This is a genomic window from Pseudomonas putida, from assembly GCF_001941965.1.
Taxonomy (GTDB): domain Bacteria; phylum Pseudomonadota; class Gammaproteobacteria; order Pseudomonadales; family Pseudomonadaceae; genus Aquipseudomonas; species Aquipseudomonas putida_L.
The window spans coordinates 117,849-134,871 of record NZ_MKZO01000067.1; the positions used below are offsets into that span (position 1 = coordinate 117,849).

At 62.0% G+C, this 17,023-nt stretch carries 19 protein-coding genes and 1 tRNA gene; 2 read left to right on the forward strand and 18 right to left on the reverse strand.

The annotated features are described in order from the left end of the window. Positions 1-12 precede the first annotated feature (12 nt). Complete coding sequence (locus PSEMO_RS28040) at positions 13-2,403, forward strand: TonB-dependent siderophore receptor (RefSeq protein WP_075806134.1); 2,391 nt, start codon at positions 13-15, stop codon at positions 2,401-2,403. Between the two features lie 111 nt (positions 2,404-2,514). On the opposite strand, the gene PSEMO_RS28045 is transcribed toward PSEMO_RS28040, so the two are convergent. The 18 genes from PSEMO_RS28045 to PSEMO_RS28130 all read right to left on the reverse strand — a co-directional run bounded on the left by PSEMO_RS28045 (position 2,515) and on the right by PSEMO_RS28130 (position 16,134). Further along, a tRNA-Lys gene (locus tag PSEMO_RS28045) sits at positions 2,515-2,590 on the reverse strand. A gap of 61 nt (positions 2,591-2,651) precedes the next feature. Continuing rightward, positions 2,652-3,326, reverse strand: coding sequence for a 7-cyano-7-deazaguanine synthase QueC (gene queC, locus PSEMO_RS28050; RefSeq protein ID WP_075806135.1), 675 nt, complete (start codon positions 3,324-3,326; stop codon positions 2,652-2,654). Between the two features lie 14 nt (positions 3,327-3,340). Further along, positions 3,341-3,988, reverse strand: a complete 648-nt coding sequence (gene queE / locus PSEMO_RS28055) for a 7-carboxy-7-deazaguanine synthase QueE (protein ID WP_075806136.1) — start codon at positions 3,986-3,988, stop codon at positions 3,341-3,343. 156 nt (positions 3,989-4,144) lie between these two features. After that, a complete protein-coding gene (gene ybgF, locus PSEMO_RS28060) occupies positions 4,145-4,972 on the reverse strand; it encodes a tol-pal system protein YbgF (protein WP_075806137.1) in 828 nt (275 codons plus the stop codon). Positions 4,973-4,978: 6 nt separating this feature from the next. Continuing rightward, on the reverse strand, positions 4,979-5,476 hold the full coding sequence (pal, locus tag PSEMO_RS28065) for a peptidoglycan-associated lipoprotein Pal (protein WP_042121796.1): 498 nt from the start codon (positions 5,474-5,476) through the stop codon (positions 4,979-4,981). Between the two features lie 52 nt (positions 5,477-5,528). Continuing rightward, entirely contained in the window at positions 5,529-6,779 is a 1,251-nt protein-coding gene (gene tolB, locus PSEMO_RS28070; protein ID WP_256721242.1) for a Tol-Pal system beta propeller repeat protein TolB, read from the reverse strand. A 47-nt stretch (positions 6,780-6,826) separates the two neighbouring features. Continuing rightward, positions 6,827-7,915, reverse strand: a complete 1,089-nt coding sequence (tolA, locus tag PSEMO_RS28075) for a cell envelope integrity protein TolA (RefSeq protein ID WP_081430350.1) — start codon at positions 7,913-7,915, stop codon at positions 6,827-6,829. Further along, positions 7,915-8,367: a protein TolR gene (gene tolR, locus PSEMO_RS28080; RefSeq protein WP_042121801.1), complete on the reverse strand. Its 453-nt coding sequence runs from the start codon at positions 8,365-8,367 to the stop codon at positions 7,915-7,917. Before tolR ends, tolA begins: the two co-directional genes overlap by 1 nt. 14 nt (positions 8,368-8,381) lie before the next feature. Continuing rightward, positions 8,382-9,077 (reverse strand): protein TolQ, encoded by a 696-nt coding sequence (gene tolQ / locus PSEMO_RS28085; RefSeq protein WP_075806140.1) that lies wholly within the window; start codon positions 9,075-9,077, stop codon positions 8,382-8,384. A gap of 2 nt (positions 9,078-9,079) precedes the next feature. Further along, positions 9,080-9,535, reverse strand: a complete 456-nt coding sequence (gene ybgC / locus PSEMO_RS28090; RefSeq protein WP_075806141.1) for a tol-pal system-associated acyl-CoA thioesterase — start codon at positions 9,533-9,535, stop codon at positions 9,080-9,082. A gap of 124 nt (positions 9,536-9,659) precedes the next feature. Beyond that, positions 9,660-10,712 carry a Holliday junction branch migration DNA helicase RuvB gene (ruvB, locus tag PSEMO_RS28095; protein WP_075806142.1) on the reverse strand — a complete coding sequence of 351 codons (1,053 nt, stop codon included), beginning with the start codon at positions 10,710-10,712 and terminating at the stop codon, positions 9,660-9,662. Beyond that, positions 10,713-11,321, reverse strand: coding sequence for a Holliday junction branch migration protein RuvA (ruvA, locus tag PSEMO_RS28100; RefSeq protein WP_075806143.1), 609 nt, complete (start codon positions 11,319-11,321; stop codon positions 10,713-10,715). A 66-nt stretch (positions 11,322-11,387) separates the two neighbouring features. Next, positions 11,388-11,912 (reverse strand): crossover junction endodeoxyribonuclease RuvC, encoded by a 525-nt coding sequence (gene ruvC, locus PSEMO_RS28105; protein ID WP_075806144.1) that lies wholly within the window; start codon positions 11,910-11,912, stop codon positions 11,388-11,390. A 78-nt stretch (positions 11,913-11,990) separates the two neighbouring features. After that, positions 11,991-12,737, reverse strand: coding sequence for a YebC/PmpR family DNA-binding transcriptional regulator (locus PSEMO_RS28110; RefSeq protein WP_075806145.1), 747 nt, complete (start codon positions 12,735-12,737; stop codon positions 11,991-11,993). 123 nt (positions 12,738-12,860) lie between these two features. Beyond that, positions 12,861-14,636, reverse strand: coding sequence for an aspartate--tRNA ligase (gene aspS, locus PSEMO_RS28115; RefSeq protein ID WP_075806146.1), 1,776 nt, complete (start codon positions 14,634-14,636; stop codon positions 12,861-12,863). Between the two features lie 105 nt (positions 14,637-14,741). Further along, entirely contained in the window at positions 14,742-14,957 is a 216-nt protein-coding gene (locus PSEMO_RS28120) for an FmdB family zinc ribbon protein (RefSeq protein WP_075806147.1), read from the reverse strand. 89 nt (positions 14,958-15,046) lie between these two features. After that, positions 15,047-15,400, reverse strand: coding sequence for a ribbon-helix-helix domain-containing protein (locus tag PSEMO_RS28125; protein ID WP_075806295.1), 354 nt, complete (start codon positions 15,398-15,400; stop codon positions 15,047-15,049). 260 nt (positions 15,401-15,660) lie between these two features. Next, complete coding sequence (locus tag PSEMO_RS28130; protein ID WP_009402123.1) at positions 15,661-16,134, reverse strand: Dps family protein; 474 nt, start codon at positions 16,132-16,134, stop codon at positions 15,661-15,663. Between the two features lie 299 nt (positions 16,135-16,433). Here PSEMO_RS28130 and PSEMO_RS34080 point away from each other — a divergent pair, with 299 nt between their 5' ends. Then, on the forward strand, positions 16,434-17,021 hold the full coding sequence (locus tag PSEMO_RS34080; RefSeq protein WP_075806148.1) for a cold-shock protein: 588 nt from the start codon (positions 16,434-16,436) through the stop codon (positions 17,019-17,021). The last annotated feature ends 2 nt before the right edge of the window (positions 17,022-17,023 follow it).

The window sequence follows — 17,023 nt, forward strand, 5'->3', positions numbered from 1 at the left end:
AGGGAGAATCAGATGTACCCACCGTCCACCGGTCACCGCCCGATCGTCCTCGCCCTTCGCCGCGCCACGCTGCTGATGGGGCTGCTGCCTGCTATCGCCTGGGCAGAACCGGTCTCCTTCGATATTCCGGCCCAGTCGCTGGCCAGCGCGCTCAATCAGCTCGCCGAGCAAAGTGGCTTGCAGGTCATCTACAACGGTGAACTGGTACAGGGCCTGAACAGCCCGGCCGTGCGTGGCAACCAGGAACCGGAGGCTGCCCTGCAACGCCTGTTGCAAGGCAGCGGGCTGATCTGGCACAGCACCGGCCAGGGCAGCGTCATGCTGGACAAGCCTGCCACAGGCGAGACCGTCCAACTGGGCGCCACCGCCATCAGTGCCGCCCTCTCCGGCGACGGCACCACCGAAGGCAGCACCCGCTACGCCCCCTCCGGTCCCAGCAGCACAGCCACGCGCCTAGGCATGAGCCTGCGTGAGACGCCGCAATCGGTGACCGTGGTTACCCGCCAGCGCATGGACGACCAGAACATGAAGGACCTGGACGACGTGCTGGAGAACACCACCGGCATCGTGGTGATGAAGAACGGCGGCGAGCGCTCCCTGTACCAGACGCGCGGGCAACTGGTGGAAAGCCTGCAGATCGATGGCGTGCCCACCAACATCAGCAATGCCTATTCGATGGACGCCATCTCCAAGCCGGCCACCGACATCTACGACCGCATCGAAGTGGTGCGCGGTGCTACCGGCCTGACCGAGGGTGCCGGCACGCCATCGGCGGCGATCAACATGGTGCGCAAGCGCCCGACGGCCGAACCTCAGGCGCTGGTCGAGACCTCGGTGGGCTCCTGGGACGACTACCGGACCATGCTCGACCTCTCTTCGGCACTGAACCCCGAAGGCACCCTGCGCGGTCGCACCGTGGTCAGCTATAACGATGCCAACAGCTACATGGACAACGTGAAGAAGGAAAACCAGCTGTTCTACGGCATCGTCGAGATGGACCTGACGCCGAACACCCTGGCCACCCTCGGCTTCTCGTGGCAGAAAGACCGTAACTCCGGCTATGACTGGTCGGCGTTGCCTACCCGTGCCGATGGCTCCTTCTATCCGCTGTCGCGCTCGACCAACCTCACCGGCCAGTGGAACAAACTGAACAAGCGCAACACCACGGTGTTCGCCGACATCCAGCACAGCTTCGACAACGACTGGAAGCTGGTGGTGGCCGCCAACCAGATCTGGGCGAAGTCGGAATTCCTCGGCAACTACACCTGGCGGGTCAGTGGCGACCGCTTCAGCCTCAATCCGCGTCACTTTTTCTACGACGATACCCAGACCAGCCTCGACGGCTATGCGACCGGCCCCTTCCAACTGTTCGGCCGACGCCATGAACTGGTGCTCGGCGCCAATATCCGCCAGGACGACTTCGACTACCACGGCGGCCGTGACGCGACCTACAACTACCAGTTCGACATGAACGACCTGTCCGGCTTCAATCCACCCAAGCCGACCGCGCTCAATTCGAACCAGTGGAAGTACAACATCACCCAGCAACAGTCGGGCCTCTACAGCGCCGCACGCTTCAGCCTGAGCGACAGCACGAAGTTCATCCTTGGCAGCCGCCTGAGCTGGTTCAAGACCGAAAACATGACCAACACCACTGGCACGCCGCGGCGCAGCGAATACGCGAAGAACCAGGAAGTCACACCCTATGCCGGGCTGGTGCAGGAACTGAGCGACAACCTGAGCGCCTATGCCAGCTACACCGAGATCTTCAAGCCGCAGAGCAACCGCGATATCAGCGGTTCGATCCTCGACCCCATGACCGGCAGCAACTACGAGCTCGGGCTCAAGGGCGAGTTCCTCGACAAGCGCCTGACCGCCAGCATGGCGCTGTTCCAGGCGGACCAGACCGGACGGGCAGAGTATGTGATTCCCTGTGATTGCTACGAAGCCTCCGACAAGGTGCGCAACCGGGGCATTGAACTGGAGATGAATGGCGCGCTGACGCCAGACTGGAACCTTTCGGCCGGGTATACCTACACCCAGTCGAAATACATTGGCGGCAGCCAAAAGGGCGAGGCATTTGCCTCGAATGCACCGCGCCATCTGCTCAAGGTCGCCACCGACTACCGCCTGCCCGGCGTCCTGAACAGGACGCGGGTGGGCGGCAGCGTCAACGTGCAGAGCGACATCAGCAATCGCGACGAAGGCTATACCATTCGCCAGGGGGGCTATGCCCTGGCCAACCTCCACGCAGTCTACGAACTGGATGAGCACCTGGAGTTGCAGTACAACCTGGACAACGTGTTCGATCGCAAGTACGTCCAGACCGTGGGCAACGACAACTACTGGAACTTCTACGGCGAGCCGCGCAACTTCAACGTGGCATTGCGGGCGAAGTTCTGACACGGGGGCGCTCAAAGCCGGGAGCGGTTTCACCGCTCCCACGCGTTAAAAACTCCATGAACGAAAAAGCCCGCCGACCTCGAAAGGTGGCGGGCTTCTTCGTACTGCGTATGGTGGGTCGTGTAGGATTCGAACCTACGACCAATTGGTTAAAAGCCAACTGCTCTACCAACTGAGCTAACGACCCGTTGGATGGCGCGTATAATACTGATTTCTAACAGGAAATCAACACCCCATCGCAAAATAATTCAAAAATATCTGGTCGGGTCCTGAACACCGGCCGCTGCGAAGCCTTCGGCGCGCAGGCGGCAGCTGTCGCATTTGCCACAGGCACGGCCTTCATCATCGGCCTGGTAGCAGGAAACCGTGAGGCTGTAGTCCACGCCACGGGCCAAGCCCGCCTGGACGATCTGCGCCTTGCTGAGGTTCTGCAGTGGCGCCTGGATACGGAAGCCCTGCCCTTCGACACCGGCCTTGGTCGCCAGGTTGGCCATGCGCTCGAAGGCTTCGACGAACTCGGGACGGCAGTCCGGGTAGCCGGAGTAGTCCACCGCATTCACTCCGATGAAGATATCACGCGCCTCCAGCACCTCGGCCCAGCCCAGGGCCAGGGACAGGAACACCGTGTTGCGGGCCGGCACGTAGGTCACCGGAATGCCGTCGCTGGGTGCTTCGGGCACGTCGATGCTGCTGTCGGTCAGGGCCGAGCCGCCGATACCGTTGAGATTCAGGCCGATCACCTTGTGCTCCACCACACCCAGGTCGCGGGCGACCCGGGCAGCGGCATCCAGCTCGGCGCGGTGGCGCTGGCCGTAGTCGAAGCTCATGGTGTAGCACTGGTAGCCCTCGGCCTTGGCCATGGCGACCACGGTGGCCGAATCCAGGCCGCCCGACAGCAGAATTACCGCACGTTTCTCAGTCATTGCAGAAGCTCCTCTCAGCGTCCCGGTTCGTCGTTCCAGAGCAGTTTGTGCAACTGCATCTGCAAGCGAACCGGCAGGTTGTCGGCGACGATCCAGTCGGCCAGATCGGTGACGTTCAGTTCATGGTGGCTGGGCGAGAACAGGACTTCGCCGGCACGCTTGTCGAGCCCGTACTGGATCAGCTTGGACACCGCCCAGTCGTAGTCCTCGCGAGAACAGAGGACGAACTTGACCTGGTCGTTGGCGGTCAGCAGTTCGATGTTCTCGTAGCGGTTGCGATGGACTTCGGCCGAACCCGGGGTCTTCAGGTCCACCACGCGGCTGACGCGCTGGTCGACCGCAGAGATGTCCATCGAGCCGCTGGTTTCCAGGGAAACCTCGTAGCCGGCGTCACAGAGCTGCTTGAGCAAAGGAATCGCATTGGGCTGGGCAAGCGGCTCGCCACCGGTCACGCACACGTAGCGCGGGCGATAGCTGGCGACCTGTTCGAGGATCGAGTCGAGAGTGCGGAGGGTGCCGCCACTGAAGGCGTAGGCGCTGTCGCAGTACTGGCAGCGCAGCGGGCAGCCGGTGAGACGCACGAATACCGTGGGCAGCCCAGCGGTGCGCGTTTCACCCTGCAAAGAGTAAAAGACTTCGGTGATGCGTAATGTGTCTTGCATAGTCGCCACGGGCTGGACAGCTGAACAGGCTGCCCGCCTCCGTCAGGCACCATCGCGAACTCGACATAGCGTTATTCGCGACAGCGTTTCAATAAAAGGGCGCAGATTCTAACGAAAAAACCCGCGACAGGCGCGGGTTTCTTTCAAGCGGTGCGATCAGAGCTTTTGCAGGTCGCGCTGGGCAAGCTGTGCAGCCGAGGTACCCGGGTACTGGGTGACCACTTGCTGGAGAATGCCCTTGACCCGGTCGGTGTGACCGAGACGACGCTCCACGTCGGCCAGCTTGTACAGCGAATCCGGCACCTTGTTGTGCTTCGGATACAGCTGGCTGACCTTGGCGAACGCCTGGCCGGCGCCTTGCAGGTCGCCTTTGGCCAGGTTCACTTCACCCAGCCAGTACTGGGCATTGCCGGCGTACTGACTGTTCGGGTACTTGCGCAGGAAGGCGTTGAACGCCTGGGCGGCCTTGTCGAAATCCTTGGCCTTGATCAGATCGAAGGCTGCGTCGTAATACAGCTTTTCCTTCGCCGGATCGCCCGGTTCGCTGCTCGCAGCCGGCGGGTTGGCCGGTGCTGCGGTGTTGCCGGCGGCAGGTGCAGAGGCACCACCGTCAGCGGAATTCTCGGGGGTTGCGGACGGAGCCGGGGCTGCGCCGCTGGAAATACGCCGATCCAGGTCCTGGTAACGCTCCAGGCCTTCCTGTTTCAGGCGGGATACTTCGTTCTGCAGGATCTCGATCGTGTTTTGCTGACGATCGATCTGCTCCTGCATCTGTTGCAACTGCATGAACAGCTGGCCCTGCGCAGAGGCAGGGGTCGAAACCCCTCCCCCGGCGTAGGCGCCGTTCGTACCGTAACCTGCAGGCGGATAACTGCTTGCGCCGTTATATCCACCAGCATTGTCATCGACAACAGGAACCTCAGCCGCTGCCATGAGAGGCAGGGTGAGAGCCAGGACGGTTACAGCACGACGGCACGCTCGCATATCGAATTACTTACGCAGTTCGACGCGACGGTTTTGAGCCCAGGACTGCTCGTCGTTGCCGGTGGCAACTGGACGCTCTTCGCCGTAGGAAACCAGTTCCAGCTGGGCTGGGGAAACGCCTTGCAGCACCAGGTAGCGCTGAACGGCTTTAGCACGACGCTCGCCCAGAGCCATGTTGTACTCGCGAGTACCACGCTCGTCGGTGTTGCCTTCCAGAACGACGCGAGCGCCGTTGCCTTTCAGGTCCTTGGCGTGAACGTCCAGAGCGCGCATGGCTTCTGGCTTCAGGTCCGAGCTGTCGTATTCGAAGTAGAAGGTGGTGATTGCGCGCAGAGCAGCTTCTTCGCTCAGGCTGCCGTCGACAGCACCGGTGTTGGCGCCGTAGCCAGCGTTTGGATCAACAGCGCCTTCGCCAGCGTTGTCACCGCCTTTCGAGGAGCAACCTACAGCTACGGCCATGGCCAGAGCCAGCGCAGCAAACTTACCAAACTTCAGCATTTCCATCGTGAAACTCCTAATGAACCCCAGTGTGTTAAGTAAAACGTGTATCGCCGCATCAGTTCAGGTAAGGGGACCAGGACGGTTCTCTGACTTCGCCTTGAGCGGTAGGAAGCGGGAGCCTCACGCGTCCGTTGAGAGAGACGAGCATCAAGACTCCCCGGCCCTGCTGGCGGGTGGCGTAGATTAGCATGGTGCCGTTGGGCGCAACAGTGGGAGACTCATCAAGGTTGGTGTCCGTGAGGATCTTTACACTACCGCGCTGCAGGTCTTGTGCTGCCACTTTGAAATTGGTGAAACCATCCTGGCGGTGAATCATTACCAGGGTCTTTTCATCCGCCGAGAGTTTCGGGTTGGCGTTGTAGTTGCCGACGAAGGTCACGCGCTCGGCGCCGCCGCTGCCGATGGTGGTCTTGTAGATCTGCGGCTTGCCGCCACGGTCGGAGGTGAAGTACAGGGTCGAACCGTCCTTGCCGAAGAACGGCTCGGTATCGATGGCCGGGTTGTTGGTCACGCGGGTCAGCTGACGCGAACCCATGTCCATCACATAGATCTCCGGGTTGCCATCGCGCGACAGCACGAACGCCAGGCGGTTGCCGTCAGGCGACCAGGCCGGAGCACCGTTCAGGCCTTCGAAGTTGGTGATCTGCTCGCGGCGGCCGGTATCGATGTGCTGCACGAAGATACGCGGGCGACGCTGCTCGAACGACACGTAGGCGATGCGCTTGCCATCCGGGGCGAAGCGCGGCGACAGGATCGGCTCGCGGGATTGCAGCAGGGTCACTGCACGGGCGCCGTCGTAGTCAGACCGTTGCAAGGTGTAACGCGTGCTGTTGGCAGAGAAGCGCTCGGCGGTCACGTAGAGCATGCGGGTGGAGAACGCACCCTTGATGCCGGTGAGCTTCTCGAACGACTGGTCGGCGATGTAGTGGGACATGTCGCGCAGTTGATCGACGCTACCCGAGACGCTGCCGGTCAGCACTTGCTGCTCGGTGGCGACGTTGAACAGCGCGTACTGCACCTGCAGGCGACCGCCCGACGGCACGATGCTGCCAACCATCACGTACTGGGCACCCAGGGCTTTCCAGTCGCGGAAGATGACTTCGCTGGCCTGGCTCGGCTGGCTGATCATGTTTTGCCGCGGAATCGGCGAGTAGTAACCCGAGTTGCGCAGGTCGTTGCCAATGATATCGGCCATGTCCTCGGGCAGGACGCTGCCGCCCTGCAGACCGAACGGCACCACGGCGATCGGGGTGGCCCGGTCGCTGCCGCTGGTCACCAGGATGTTCTTTTCTTCTGCGTTGGCCATCCCTGCTGCACAGCAGAGAACGACCAGCAGTCCTCTAAGAAGGTTAATCACAAGGCTAGGTCCTCAGGTGTGAATGTCATCTTGAATGAACGATACGGATTGAATTCGCTCGGTTTCAAACCCTGCATCTCGGTCAGGCGGCCGATGTTCTTGACTGCCGCCACGGCGGAGCTGTCGAACGGACCGTCACCACTGGAGCGTGCGACGCTGACGTTGGTGATGGTGCCATCGGGCAACATGTTGATCTGCAGGACCACTGTCATGTTCTTGCGCGCAGAAGGTGGACGTGCCCAGCCTTCGGCTGCCCGGGCGCGGATCAGGTCGTCGAAGTCGCCGGCGACCTGGTCGCCCTGCTCGTCCGCCAATGCCTGCTGGCGCTCGGTGGTGTCGGACAACAGCTCGGCCAGGGCCTGGGCTTTCTTGTCTTCCGCCGCCTTGCGGGCTGCCTCGGTGGCCTTTTTCTTGGCCGCGTCGGCTGCTGCCTTCTTCTTCGCTTCTTCAGCTGCCTTTTTCTTCGCCTCTTCGGCGGCGGCGGCTTTCTTCTTCGCGTCCTCGGCAGCCTTTTTCTTGGCGTCCTCGGCTGCTTGTTTCTTCGCCTCTTCGGCCGCCTGCTTCTTGGCCTCTTCCTCAGCCTTCTTCTTGGCTTCGTCTTCGGCCTTCTTCTTGGCGATGTCGGCGAGCTGCTTCTCTTCGGCCTTCTTGGCTTCGTCGGCTTTCTTCGCTGCCTCGGCTTTCTTGGCTTCGTCAGCGGCCTTGGCCTGTTCGGCCTTCTTCGCTTCAGCGGCCGCGCGGGCTTCCTCGGCCTTTTGAGCAGCTTCCTCTTTCTTTTGTTCCGCGGCCTTCACAGCCTCCTGCTTCTGCTGCTCGACCTTCTTCTGCTCCATCTGCTCTTCTTCAGTCTGGCGCGCAGCGGTTTTCTTCGCTTCCCCGGCAATCTTCTGATTGGTCTGGGTGGTCGCCTGACTCTTGGATTTCAGTTGGTACAGGGTAGCCTGGACAATAGGCTTGGCCGGCGGCAGTTCAGGGGTCATGGCGAAGCTGACGAACAGCATGCCGAACACCAGGACGTGCAGCGCGATGGCCCAGACACTGGGCCAGAAGTAGCTTTCCGAGGCGGATGGCTCTCGCTGTTGCATCAGGGCGCCTCGGTAATCAGGCCAACGTTACCGACACCGGCCTTCTGCAACCCGCCCATGGCGCCCATCACCGCACCGTAGTCGACGGACTTGTCGCCACGGATGAAGACCTGGGTCTGTTTGCCCTGGTCACGGCCGGCGGCGATGATCTTGGTCACCGCGTCGGTCATTTGCGGCAAGGTCATGGCCTTGTCCATCTGCTTGTCGGTGTCGACTTCGCTGCCAAGGTTCCAGTAGTAGGTCTTGTCAGCCTTGATCGAAATGGTCAGGACCTGGACGTTGTTGTCCTGCGGCAAGGCTTCGCTGGAAACCTTGGGCAGATCGACCTTAACGCCCTGGTTGAGCATCGGTGCGGTGACCATGAAGATGACCAGCAGTACCAACATCACGTCGATGTAGGGCACCACGTTCATCTCGGCGACCGGCTTGCGTTTCTGACGAACTCGGGCCATTGGTTTCTACCTGATCACTCTTCGCTGGTGTGCACTTTGCGGTGCAGGATGGCCTGGAACTCGTCGGCGAACGTGTAGTAACGACCGATCAGCACTTCACTGCGGGCAGCGAAACGGTTGTAGGCGATAACCGCCGGAATCGCGGCGAACAGGCCGATCGCGGTGGCGATCAGGGCTTCGGCGATACCCGGGGCAACGGTGGCCAGGGTGGCCTGCTGTGCCGAGGCCAGGCCACGGAAGGAGTTCATGATCCCCCAGACGGTACCGAACAGGCCGATGTACGGGCTGGTGGAACCGACGGTGGCGAGGAACGGCAGGCTCTGCTCGAGCTTCTCTTCCTCGCGGGAGATGGCCACGCGCATGGCGCGACCGACACCTTCCATTACCGCATCAGGATCGACGCCCGGCTGCTGGCGCAGGCGGGAGAATTCCTTGAAGCCGGCACGGAACACTTGCTCGACACCCGAATCCGGATCCGGGTTGCTGCCGGCCTGGCGATACAGCTTGGACAGGTCGATACCCGACCAGAAGCGCTCTTCGAAGCTGTCCAGAGCTCGGCGACCGGCGCGCAGCATGGTGCTGCGCTGGAAAATCATGATCCACGAAGTCACCGATGCAGCAACCAGTGCCAGCATGACCAGCTGCACCACGATGCTGGCATTGCTGACCAGGCTCCACATGGAGGTATGGTCGACGACGTTAGCTTCCACGCTTAATCTCCTGCGTTTGTATGAATGCCCGCACTGCCCGCCTCGCTGAAGGCCGCTCGCAGTTCGGGGGGAATAGCCCGGGGTTTGAAGGTATCGGCGCGCACACAGGCCACCAGGAACTGCCCTTCACAGAGCAGCGTTGCATCACTTTCGCGCCAGACCTGCTGCACGAAACGCAGGCTGGCACGATTCAATTCAAGCACTTGTGCGGTGACCCGCAATTCGTCGTCCAGCCGGGCCGGCGCGTGGTAGCGCGCTTCGCTGGAATGAACCACGAACAAGGTGTTCTGCTGCGCCAGTTGCGACTGGGCAAAGCCCAGGTCACGCAGCCTTTCGGTGCGGGCGCGCTCCATGAATTTCAGATAATTGACGTAATACACCACGCCGCCCGCATCGGTGTCCTCGTAATAGACGCGACAGCGATGTGCGAACGGCTCGACCCCATTTTGCGCGCGCATACTCTAGTGCTAACTCCTCAGCTTGCCAATCCGCCCAACCAACTGTTTTTGCGGATCATGTCGTATTGCTAGCGCCGTCAGTGCCAGTCGGCGATTAGGACCACAAAACCGCAAGATAAATCTGTCACTCATCATCTGAATCGGAAAAATCACTACCAGATGCTTCACCGAGCTGTTTCGGAATGTTCAGGCCGAAATGCAGGTAGGCATGCCGGGTCACCACACGACCACGCGGAGTACGCATGATATAGCCCTGCTGGATCAGGTACGGCTCCAGCACATCCTCGATGGTATGGCGCTCTTCGCTGATTGCAGCAGCAAGACTGTCCACGCCTACCGGGCCACCGTCGAACTTCTCGATCATGGTCAGCAAGAGACGTCGGTCCTGGTGGTCGAAGCCACGTTCATCGACATCCAGCAGGTTCAGCGCCATGTCCGCGACCGCCTTGGTGATCTCGCCCTTGCCACGCACCTCGGCGTAATCACGCACTCGACGCAGCAGGCGGTTGGCGATCCGCGGCGTGCCGCGGGCACGCCGGGCGATCTCGAAAGCGCCCTCGTCCTCGATCGGCAGGCCGAGAATCCCGCCGGAACGGCTGACGATCGTGGCCAGGTCGGCGTTGCTGTAGAACTCAAGACGCTGGACGATACCGAAGCGGTCACGCAGCGGGTTGGTCAGCATGCCGGCGCGGGTGGTGGCGCCGACCAGGGTAAAGGGCGGCAGGTCCAGCTTGATCGAGCGTGCGGCCGGGCCTTCGCCGATCATGATGTCGAGCTGGAAGTCCTCCATGGCCGGATACAGCACCTCCTCGACCACCGGCGACAGGCGATGGATCTCGTCGATGAACAGCACATCGTGAGGCTCGAGGTTGGTCAGCAGCGCCGCCAGGTCTCCCGGACGCTCCAGGATCGGCCCGGAGGTGCTCTTGATCGACACCCCCATTTCCTGGGCGATGATATTGGCCAGGGTGGTCTTGCCCAGCCCCGGCGGGCCGAAGATCAGGGTGTGGTCGAGGGATTCGCTGCGATTGCGCGCCGCCTGGATGAACAGGGCCATCTGCTCGCGCACCACCGGCTGGCCAATGTACTCGGCCAGGCGCAGCGGACGGATCGCCCGATCCTGGACTTCTTCCCGGTCGCGGCCGGTGGCGGTTATCAAACGGTCGGCTTCGATCACTTAAATCATCCCTTTCAGGCTGCGCCGGATCAGCTCTTCGCTGCTCAGGCCCTTGGCGTCCACGGCGGCCACCGCACGGCTGGCCTCCTGCGGCTTGTAGCCCAGGGAAATCAGGGCGCTGACCGCATCGGCTTCAGCGGTGGAGACGGTCGCCAGAGGCGCTGGACCATTCGGCACCAGTTGGAACATGCTCGGCACGGTTTCCCAGGCCTTGAAGCGGTCCTTCAGCTCGACCAGCAGGCGTTCGGCGGTCTTCTTGCCCACGCCCGGCACCTTGACCAGCGCCGAGGTGTCCTGGGCCTGGACGCAGCGCACCAGTTCATCGACATCCAGCCCCGACATCAGCGCCAGCGCCAGCTTGGGGCCGACACCATTGAGCCGGATCAGCTCGCGGAACAGCTCTCGCTCGCGCTTTTCAGAGAAGCCATACAGCAGGTGGGCATCCTCGCGCACGATCAGGTGGGTGTGCAAGGTCACGCTCTCCCCCACCTTCGGCAGGCGATAGAGCGTAGTCATCGGCACTTCCAGCTCGTAGCCGAGGCCATTGACATCGACAATCAGGTGCGGCGGCTGCTTTTCAGCCAGGGTGCCGCGCAAACGTCCAATCACGTTCAGGTCCTTTCTCGTGAGCGCCGCGATCAGCCAGCGGCGCTTCTATATAAAGCCGGGATGCTATCAGAGACGCAGGCGTCCGTTGCGACTGCGCGCGACACCCAGGCCATGCGGCACCAGGCTGGAGCGGGTGTGAGCGTGACACAGGGCGATGGCCAGGGCGTCGGAGGCATCGATCTGCGGTTTCTGGGTCAGCTTGAGCAGGTGCATGACCATCATCTGCACCGCTTCCTTGTTGGCCCCACCACTACCAGCCACGGCCTGCTTGACCTGGCTGGCCGTGTATTCGGCGATTTCCAGCCCGGCCTCGGCCGCCGCGACGATAGCCGCACCGCGGGCCTGGCCGAGCTTGAGCGCCGAGTCGGCGTTGCGCGCCATGAACACCCGTTCGATGCCCATCGTCACCGGGCCGTGCAGGCGGATGACTTCACTCACCCCGCGAAAAACGATCTGCAAACGCTCATGCAGCTCGCCGCTGCCGGTGCGGATACATCCCGACGCCACGTACTCGCAGCCGCGCCCGGTATGGCGCACCACACCGTAGCCGGTAATCCGCGAGCCGGGGTCGATACCTAGAATCAGAGTCATAAGCCTGCTTCATCTGCAAATACAAAAGCCGGCCCCACCTTGCAGGCGGGACCGGCCTCGGACAACCTAAAAAACACTTCAGCCGAGTTTTTCCATGACCTCGTCAGGAATTTCAGCATTGGAATAGACGTTTTGCACGTCGTCCAGGTCTTCCAGCATGTCGATCAGCTTCAGCACCTTCTGCGCGCCGTCCAGGTCCAGCTCGGCGCTGGTGGTCGGTTGCATGACGATTTCCGCATCGGCGGCCTTGAAACCCGCGGCTTCCAGGGCGCTGCGCACGGCATAGAAGCTGGCGAACGAGGTGAACACGTCGAAGGAACCGTCGCCATTGCTGACTACATCGTCGGCATCGGCTTCCATCGCCGCTTCCATCAGCGCGTCTTCGTCGACGCCTTCGGCGAAGCTGATCTGGCCCTTGCGCTCGAACAGGTAGGCCACGGAACCGTCGGTGCCGAGGTTGCCGCCACACTTGCTGAACGCATGACGCACGGCGGCAGCGGTACGGTTGCGGTTGTCGGTCATGGCTTCGACCATGATCGCCACGCCGCCCGGGCCGTAGCCCTCGTAGCTCAGCTCTTCGACGTTGTCCGCTTCGGCGGTGCCGGCGCCACGGGCGACGGCACGGTCGATGATATCGCGGCTCATGTTCGCCCCCAGCGCCTTGTCCAGGGCCAGGCGCAGACGCGGGTTGGACGACGGATCGCCCCCGCCCTGCTTGGCAGCGACGGTCAGCTCACGAATCCACTTGGTGAAGATCTTGCCTCTCTTGGCATCCTGGCGCTCTTTGCGGTGCTTGATGTTCGCCCACTTGGAATGACCCGCCATAACTGACTCCAAAAATCCTTGAAACAAAATCACGCGCCCTCCCGGCTCGATGCGGGAAGACACAATTAAATCGGGTGCCTTAAAGCAAAGGCGCATCCCGTGGGATGCGCCTTTCAGGACCGCTTACTCAGCCTTCTGCGTTTCGCGCAGACGGATGTGCAGCTCGCGCAGGGCCTTGGCGTCGACCAGGCCAGGGGCCTGGGTCATGACGCACGCGGCGCTCTGGGTTTTCGGGAAGGCGATCACTTCACGGATCGACTGGGCGCCGGTCATCAGCATGACCAGGCGGTCCAGACCGAAGGCCAGGCCGCCGTGTGGCGGAGCGCCGAACTTCAGGGCGTCGAGCAGGAAGCCGAACTTCTCTTCCTGTTCAGCCGCTTCGATACCCAGCAGACGGAATACCGCCTGTTGCATTTCCTTGCGGTGGATACGGATCGAACCGCCACCCAGCTCGGTGCCGTTCAGGACCATGTCGTAAGCGCGGGACAGTGCGGTGGCCGGGTTGGCCTCCAGCTCTTCCGGGGTGCACTTCGGCGCGGTGAACGGGTGGTGCAGCGCGGTGAAGCTGCCGTCTTCGTTTTCCTCGAACATCGGGAAGTCGACGACCCACATTGGCGCCCACTCGCAGGTGTACAGGTTGAAGTCGGCACCCAGCTTGATACGCAGCGCGCCCAGGGCCTCGCTGACGATCTTGGTCTTGTCGGCACCGAAGAAGACGATGTCGCCATCGACCGCGCCGACGCGATCGAGGATCACGTTCAGGTTGGCTTCCGGGATGTTCTTGACGATCGGCGACTGCAGGCCTTCGACGCCCTTGGCGCGCTCGTTGACCTTGATGTACGCCAGGCCCTTGGCACCGTAGATGCCGACGAACTTGGTGTACTCGTCGATCTTGCTGCGCGGCATGCTCGCGCCGCCTGGCAGGCGCAGGGCGGTGACGCGGCATTTCGGATCGTTGGCCGGGCCGGCGAAGACCTTGAAGTCGACGTCTTTCAGTTGGTCGGCAACGTCGACCAGTTCCAGCGGGATACGCAGGTCAGGCTTGTCGGAACCGTAGCGGCGCTGGGCTTCTTCGAAGGTCATGTGCGGGAATTCGCCGAATTCCAGGTCCAGGACTTCCTTGAACAGCTTGCGGATCATGCTCTCGGTCAGGCCCATGATCTCCGATTCATCAAGGAAGCTGGTCTCGATGTCGATCTGGGTGAATTCTGGCTGGCGGTCGGCACGCAGGTCTTCGTCACGGAAGCACTTGGCAATCTGGTAGTAGCGGTCGAAGCCGGCGACCATCAGCAGTTGCTTGAACAGCTGAGGCGATTGCGGCAGGGCGAAGAAGCTGCCGGCGTGGGTACGGCTCGGCACCAGGTAGTCGCGGGCGCCTTCCGGGGTAGCACGGGTCAGGATCGGGGTTTCGACGTCGAGGAAGCCGTTCTCGTCGAGGAAGCGACGGATGCTCGAAGTGATGCGCGAACGCAGACGCAGCTTGTCGGCCATTTCCGGGCGACGCAGGTCGATGAAGCGGTAGCGCAGGCGGGTTTCCTCGCCGACGTCGGAGTATTCGTTCAGCGGGAACGGCGGGGTTTCCGCTTCGTTCAGCACTTCCAGCTCGTAACCCAGGACTTCGATGGCACCGGAGGCCATGTTCGGGTTGACGGCGCCGGCAGGACGCGGACGCACCTTGCCGGTGATCTTCACCACGTATTCGCTGCGCACACGGTCGGCGGCAGCGAAGCTGTCTGCGCGATCCGGGTCGAACACGACCTGGGCCATGCCTTCGCGGTCACGGATGTCGAGGAAGATCACCCCGCCGTGGTCGCGACGACGATGGACCCAGCCGCAAAGGGTGATTTCCTGACCGTCCAGGCTCTCGTTCAGTTGGCCGCAATAGTGGCTGCGCATCATGATGGTGGTTTCGCTTCTCGTGATTCGTGAATTCGTTCAGGCCGCAGATTTCACTTGGCGGCCGCAAAGGGTCAATAGTGCAAGACCCGGGCAGTACAGTTCAACTCAGTCGCCGCTGCCAGCCAGATTCTTTTTCGTGCCGGTCTTGAAGTCGGTTTCGTACCAGCCCTTGCCGCTCAGGCGAAAGCCGGGGGCAGAGAGCACCTTCTTCAGTTCGGGCTGCTGGCAGGCGGGGCAGTCGGTCAGCGGCGCCGCGCTGATCTTCTGCAGCACTTCCATCTGGTGGCTGCAGGAACCGCATTGATAGTCGTACAGAGGCATGGGGCGTATCTCGGTGAGCCCTGCGCGGGCCGCGCCGCACAGTAAAAGGCGGGATTATATATGGTTAGCCGGGGCTGTGCAGCCTGCGCTCATTGCTGCCCGTCACTCTGCTCGTCGGCTTCATCGACCCCGTTCAGCAAGAACACCACGCAGATCACCCGTACCAGGCCGGAGAAGTTCTTCACCCCGCCGTGGCGCAGGTGCACCTCCCGATCGACATGGGACAGCACCGAATTGACCGTGCAGCCATTGGCCCGGGCGATCCGCTCCAGCACCGCCCAGTAGATGCTTTCCAGGCGCAGGCAGGTGGCGAAGCCGTTCAGGCGCACCGAACGGGACAGCGGCTGGGCGAGCTGCATGTTGAAATCCGATTCGAACGGGTCGATATCGATGTTCCGCGCGTCACCAGGCTTGCGCACGCTCTGATTCAGGGATCGGGACATTGCCATACCACGCACCAGGACAGGAAAGGGAGCGCAGGCAAGGGTGCCGCGCATGCCCCGTCATGAAGCGCCGATGGATCTTTTCGCACTAGCAGACGCCTGCACTCCTGACGTAGGAGCAATCGGCAAAGCGGGACCTATCGGATAACCTGTGAAAATGCTTCCAGGCCTTGGCAGACGTAGCCGCCAGGCACAAAAAAAGCCCGACTGCAGAACCGCAAGCCGGGCTTCGTGCTCACCCTGTACGCGTCAGGGAAGGATCACTTTTCCTCAAGCAGGACGCGCAGCATCCAGGCGGTTTTCTCGTGGACCTGCATGCGCTGGGTCAGCAGGTCGGCGGTCGGCTCGTCACTGACCTTGTCGGTCAGCGGGAACAGGCTGCGCGCGGTGCGCACCACGGCTTCCTGCCCTTCGACCAGGTACTTGATCATCTCGTCCGAGCTCGGCACGCCTTCGGTTTCCTTGATCGAAGCCAGACGCAGGTACTGGGCGTAGGTGCCCGGCGCCGGGAAGCCCAGGGCGCGGATACGCTCGGCGATCGAGTCGACGGCCAGCGCCAGTTCGTTGTACTGCTCTTCGAACATCAGGTGCAGGGTACGGAAGCTCGGACCGGTCACGTTCCAGTGGAAGTTGTGGGTCTTCAGGTAGAGCACATAGGTGTCGGCAAGCAGGCGGGACAGGCCGTCAGCGATGGACTTGCGATCTTCCTGGCTGATTCCGATATCGATTGCCATGTAAAAATTCCTTCCTCTGATTTTCGGGTCGACAAGCTCTGGTCTCACTGTATCAAGAGTTTTCCCCACGCGCAGCCTCGACCCCGCGACACAGCGCTGCAGGCCTTTTGCGCCGGGTGTCCCGCTGATTTGAGTAGCCCCGGGCTTTGCTGTTAAATAGACGCCGTGCCGCCATGGCTGATCGTCAGCGCCATGGTGCATAGGCTGGCACCCCCACGCTTTTGCGCTTTTTCATGTACCGCGCGCCGTGGCCCCAGCTGATCCTGTGATCCGCCTAATAAGATGCGAGCCAAACCACCATGTTCAAGATCGTCCACCTCCTGACGGGCGCAGCTGCCTTGCTGCTGTCCTTCATACCCAGCCTCAGGGCCGATACCACACCCTACCTGCAACAACCCGACGCCATCTACCTGGCACTCCTCGGCCTGGCCAACCTGATCCTCGCCCCCCTCGTTCCGCAGTGCTACAAAGGCGCACGCCAGTACCTGCAGATCGCCGCCAGCGTGCTGCTGGTGCTTGCAGTGATCCTGCAGGCCCTGACCCTGCTGGCACTCGACATGGGCGCCCTCGCCGCCCTGCTGGCCGCGCTGTTCGCGGCGGTGCTGCACCTCTGCGCCGGCTTCATGAGCCCGGCCAAGGCCCGCAGTACCAGCAGCGCCCACTACGACATGAGCAACCGCGATACCGGTACGGTGAAGTGGTTCAACACGTCCAAGGGCTTTGGCTTCATTTCCCGCGACTCCGGTGACGATATCTTCGTGCACTTCCGCGCCATCCGTGGCGAAGGCCACCGGGTGCTGGTCGAAGGCCAGCGCGTGGAGTTCTCGGTGATGAATCGTGACAAGGGTTTGCAGGCCGAAGACGTGATCGCCGCTCCCCGGCGCTGATC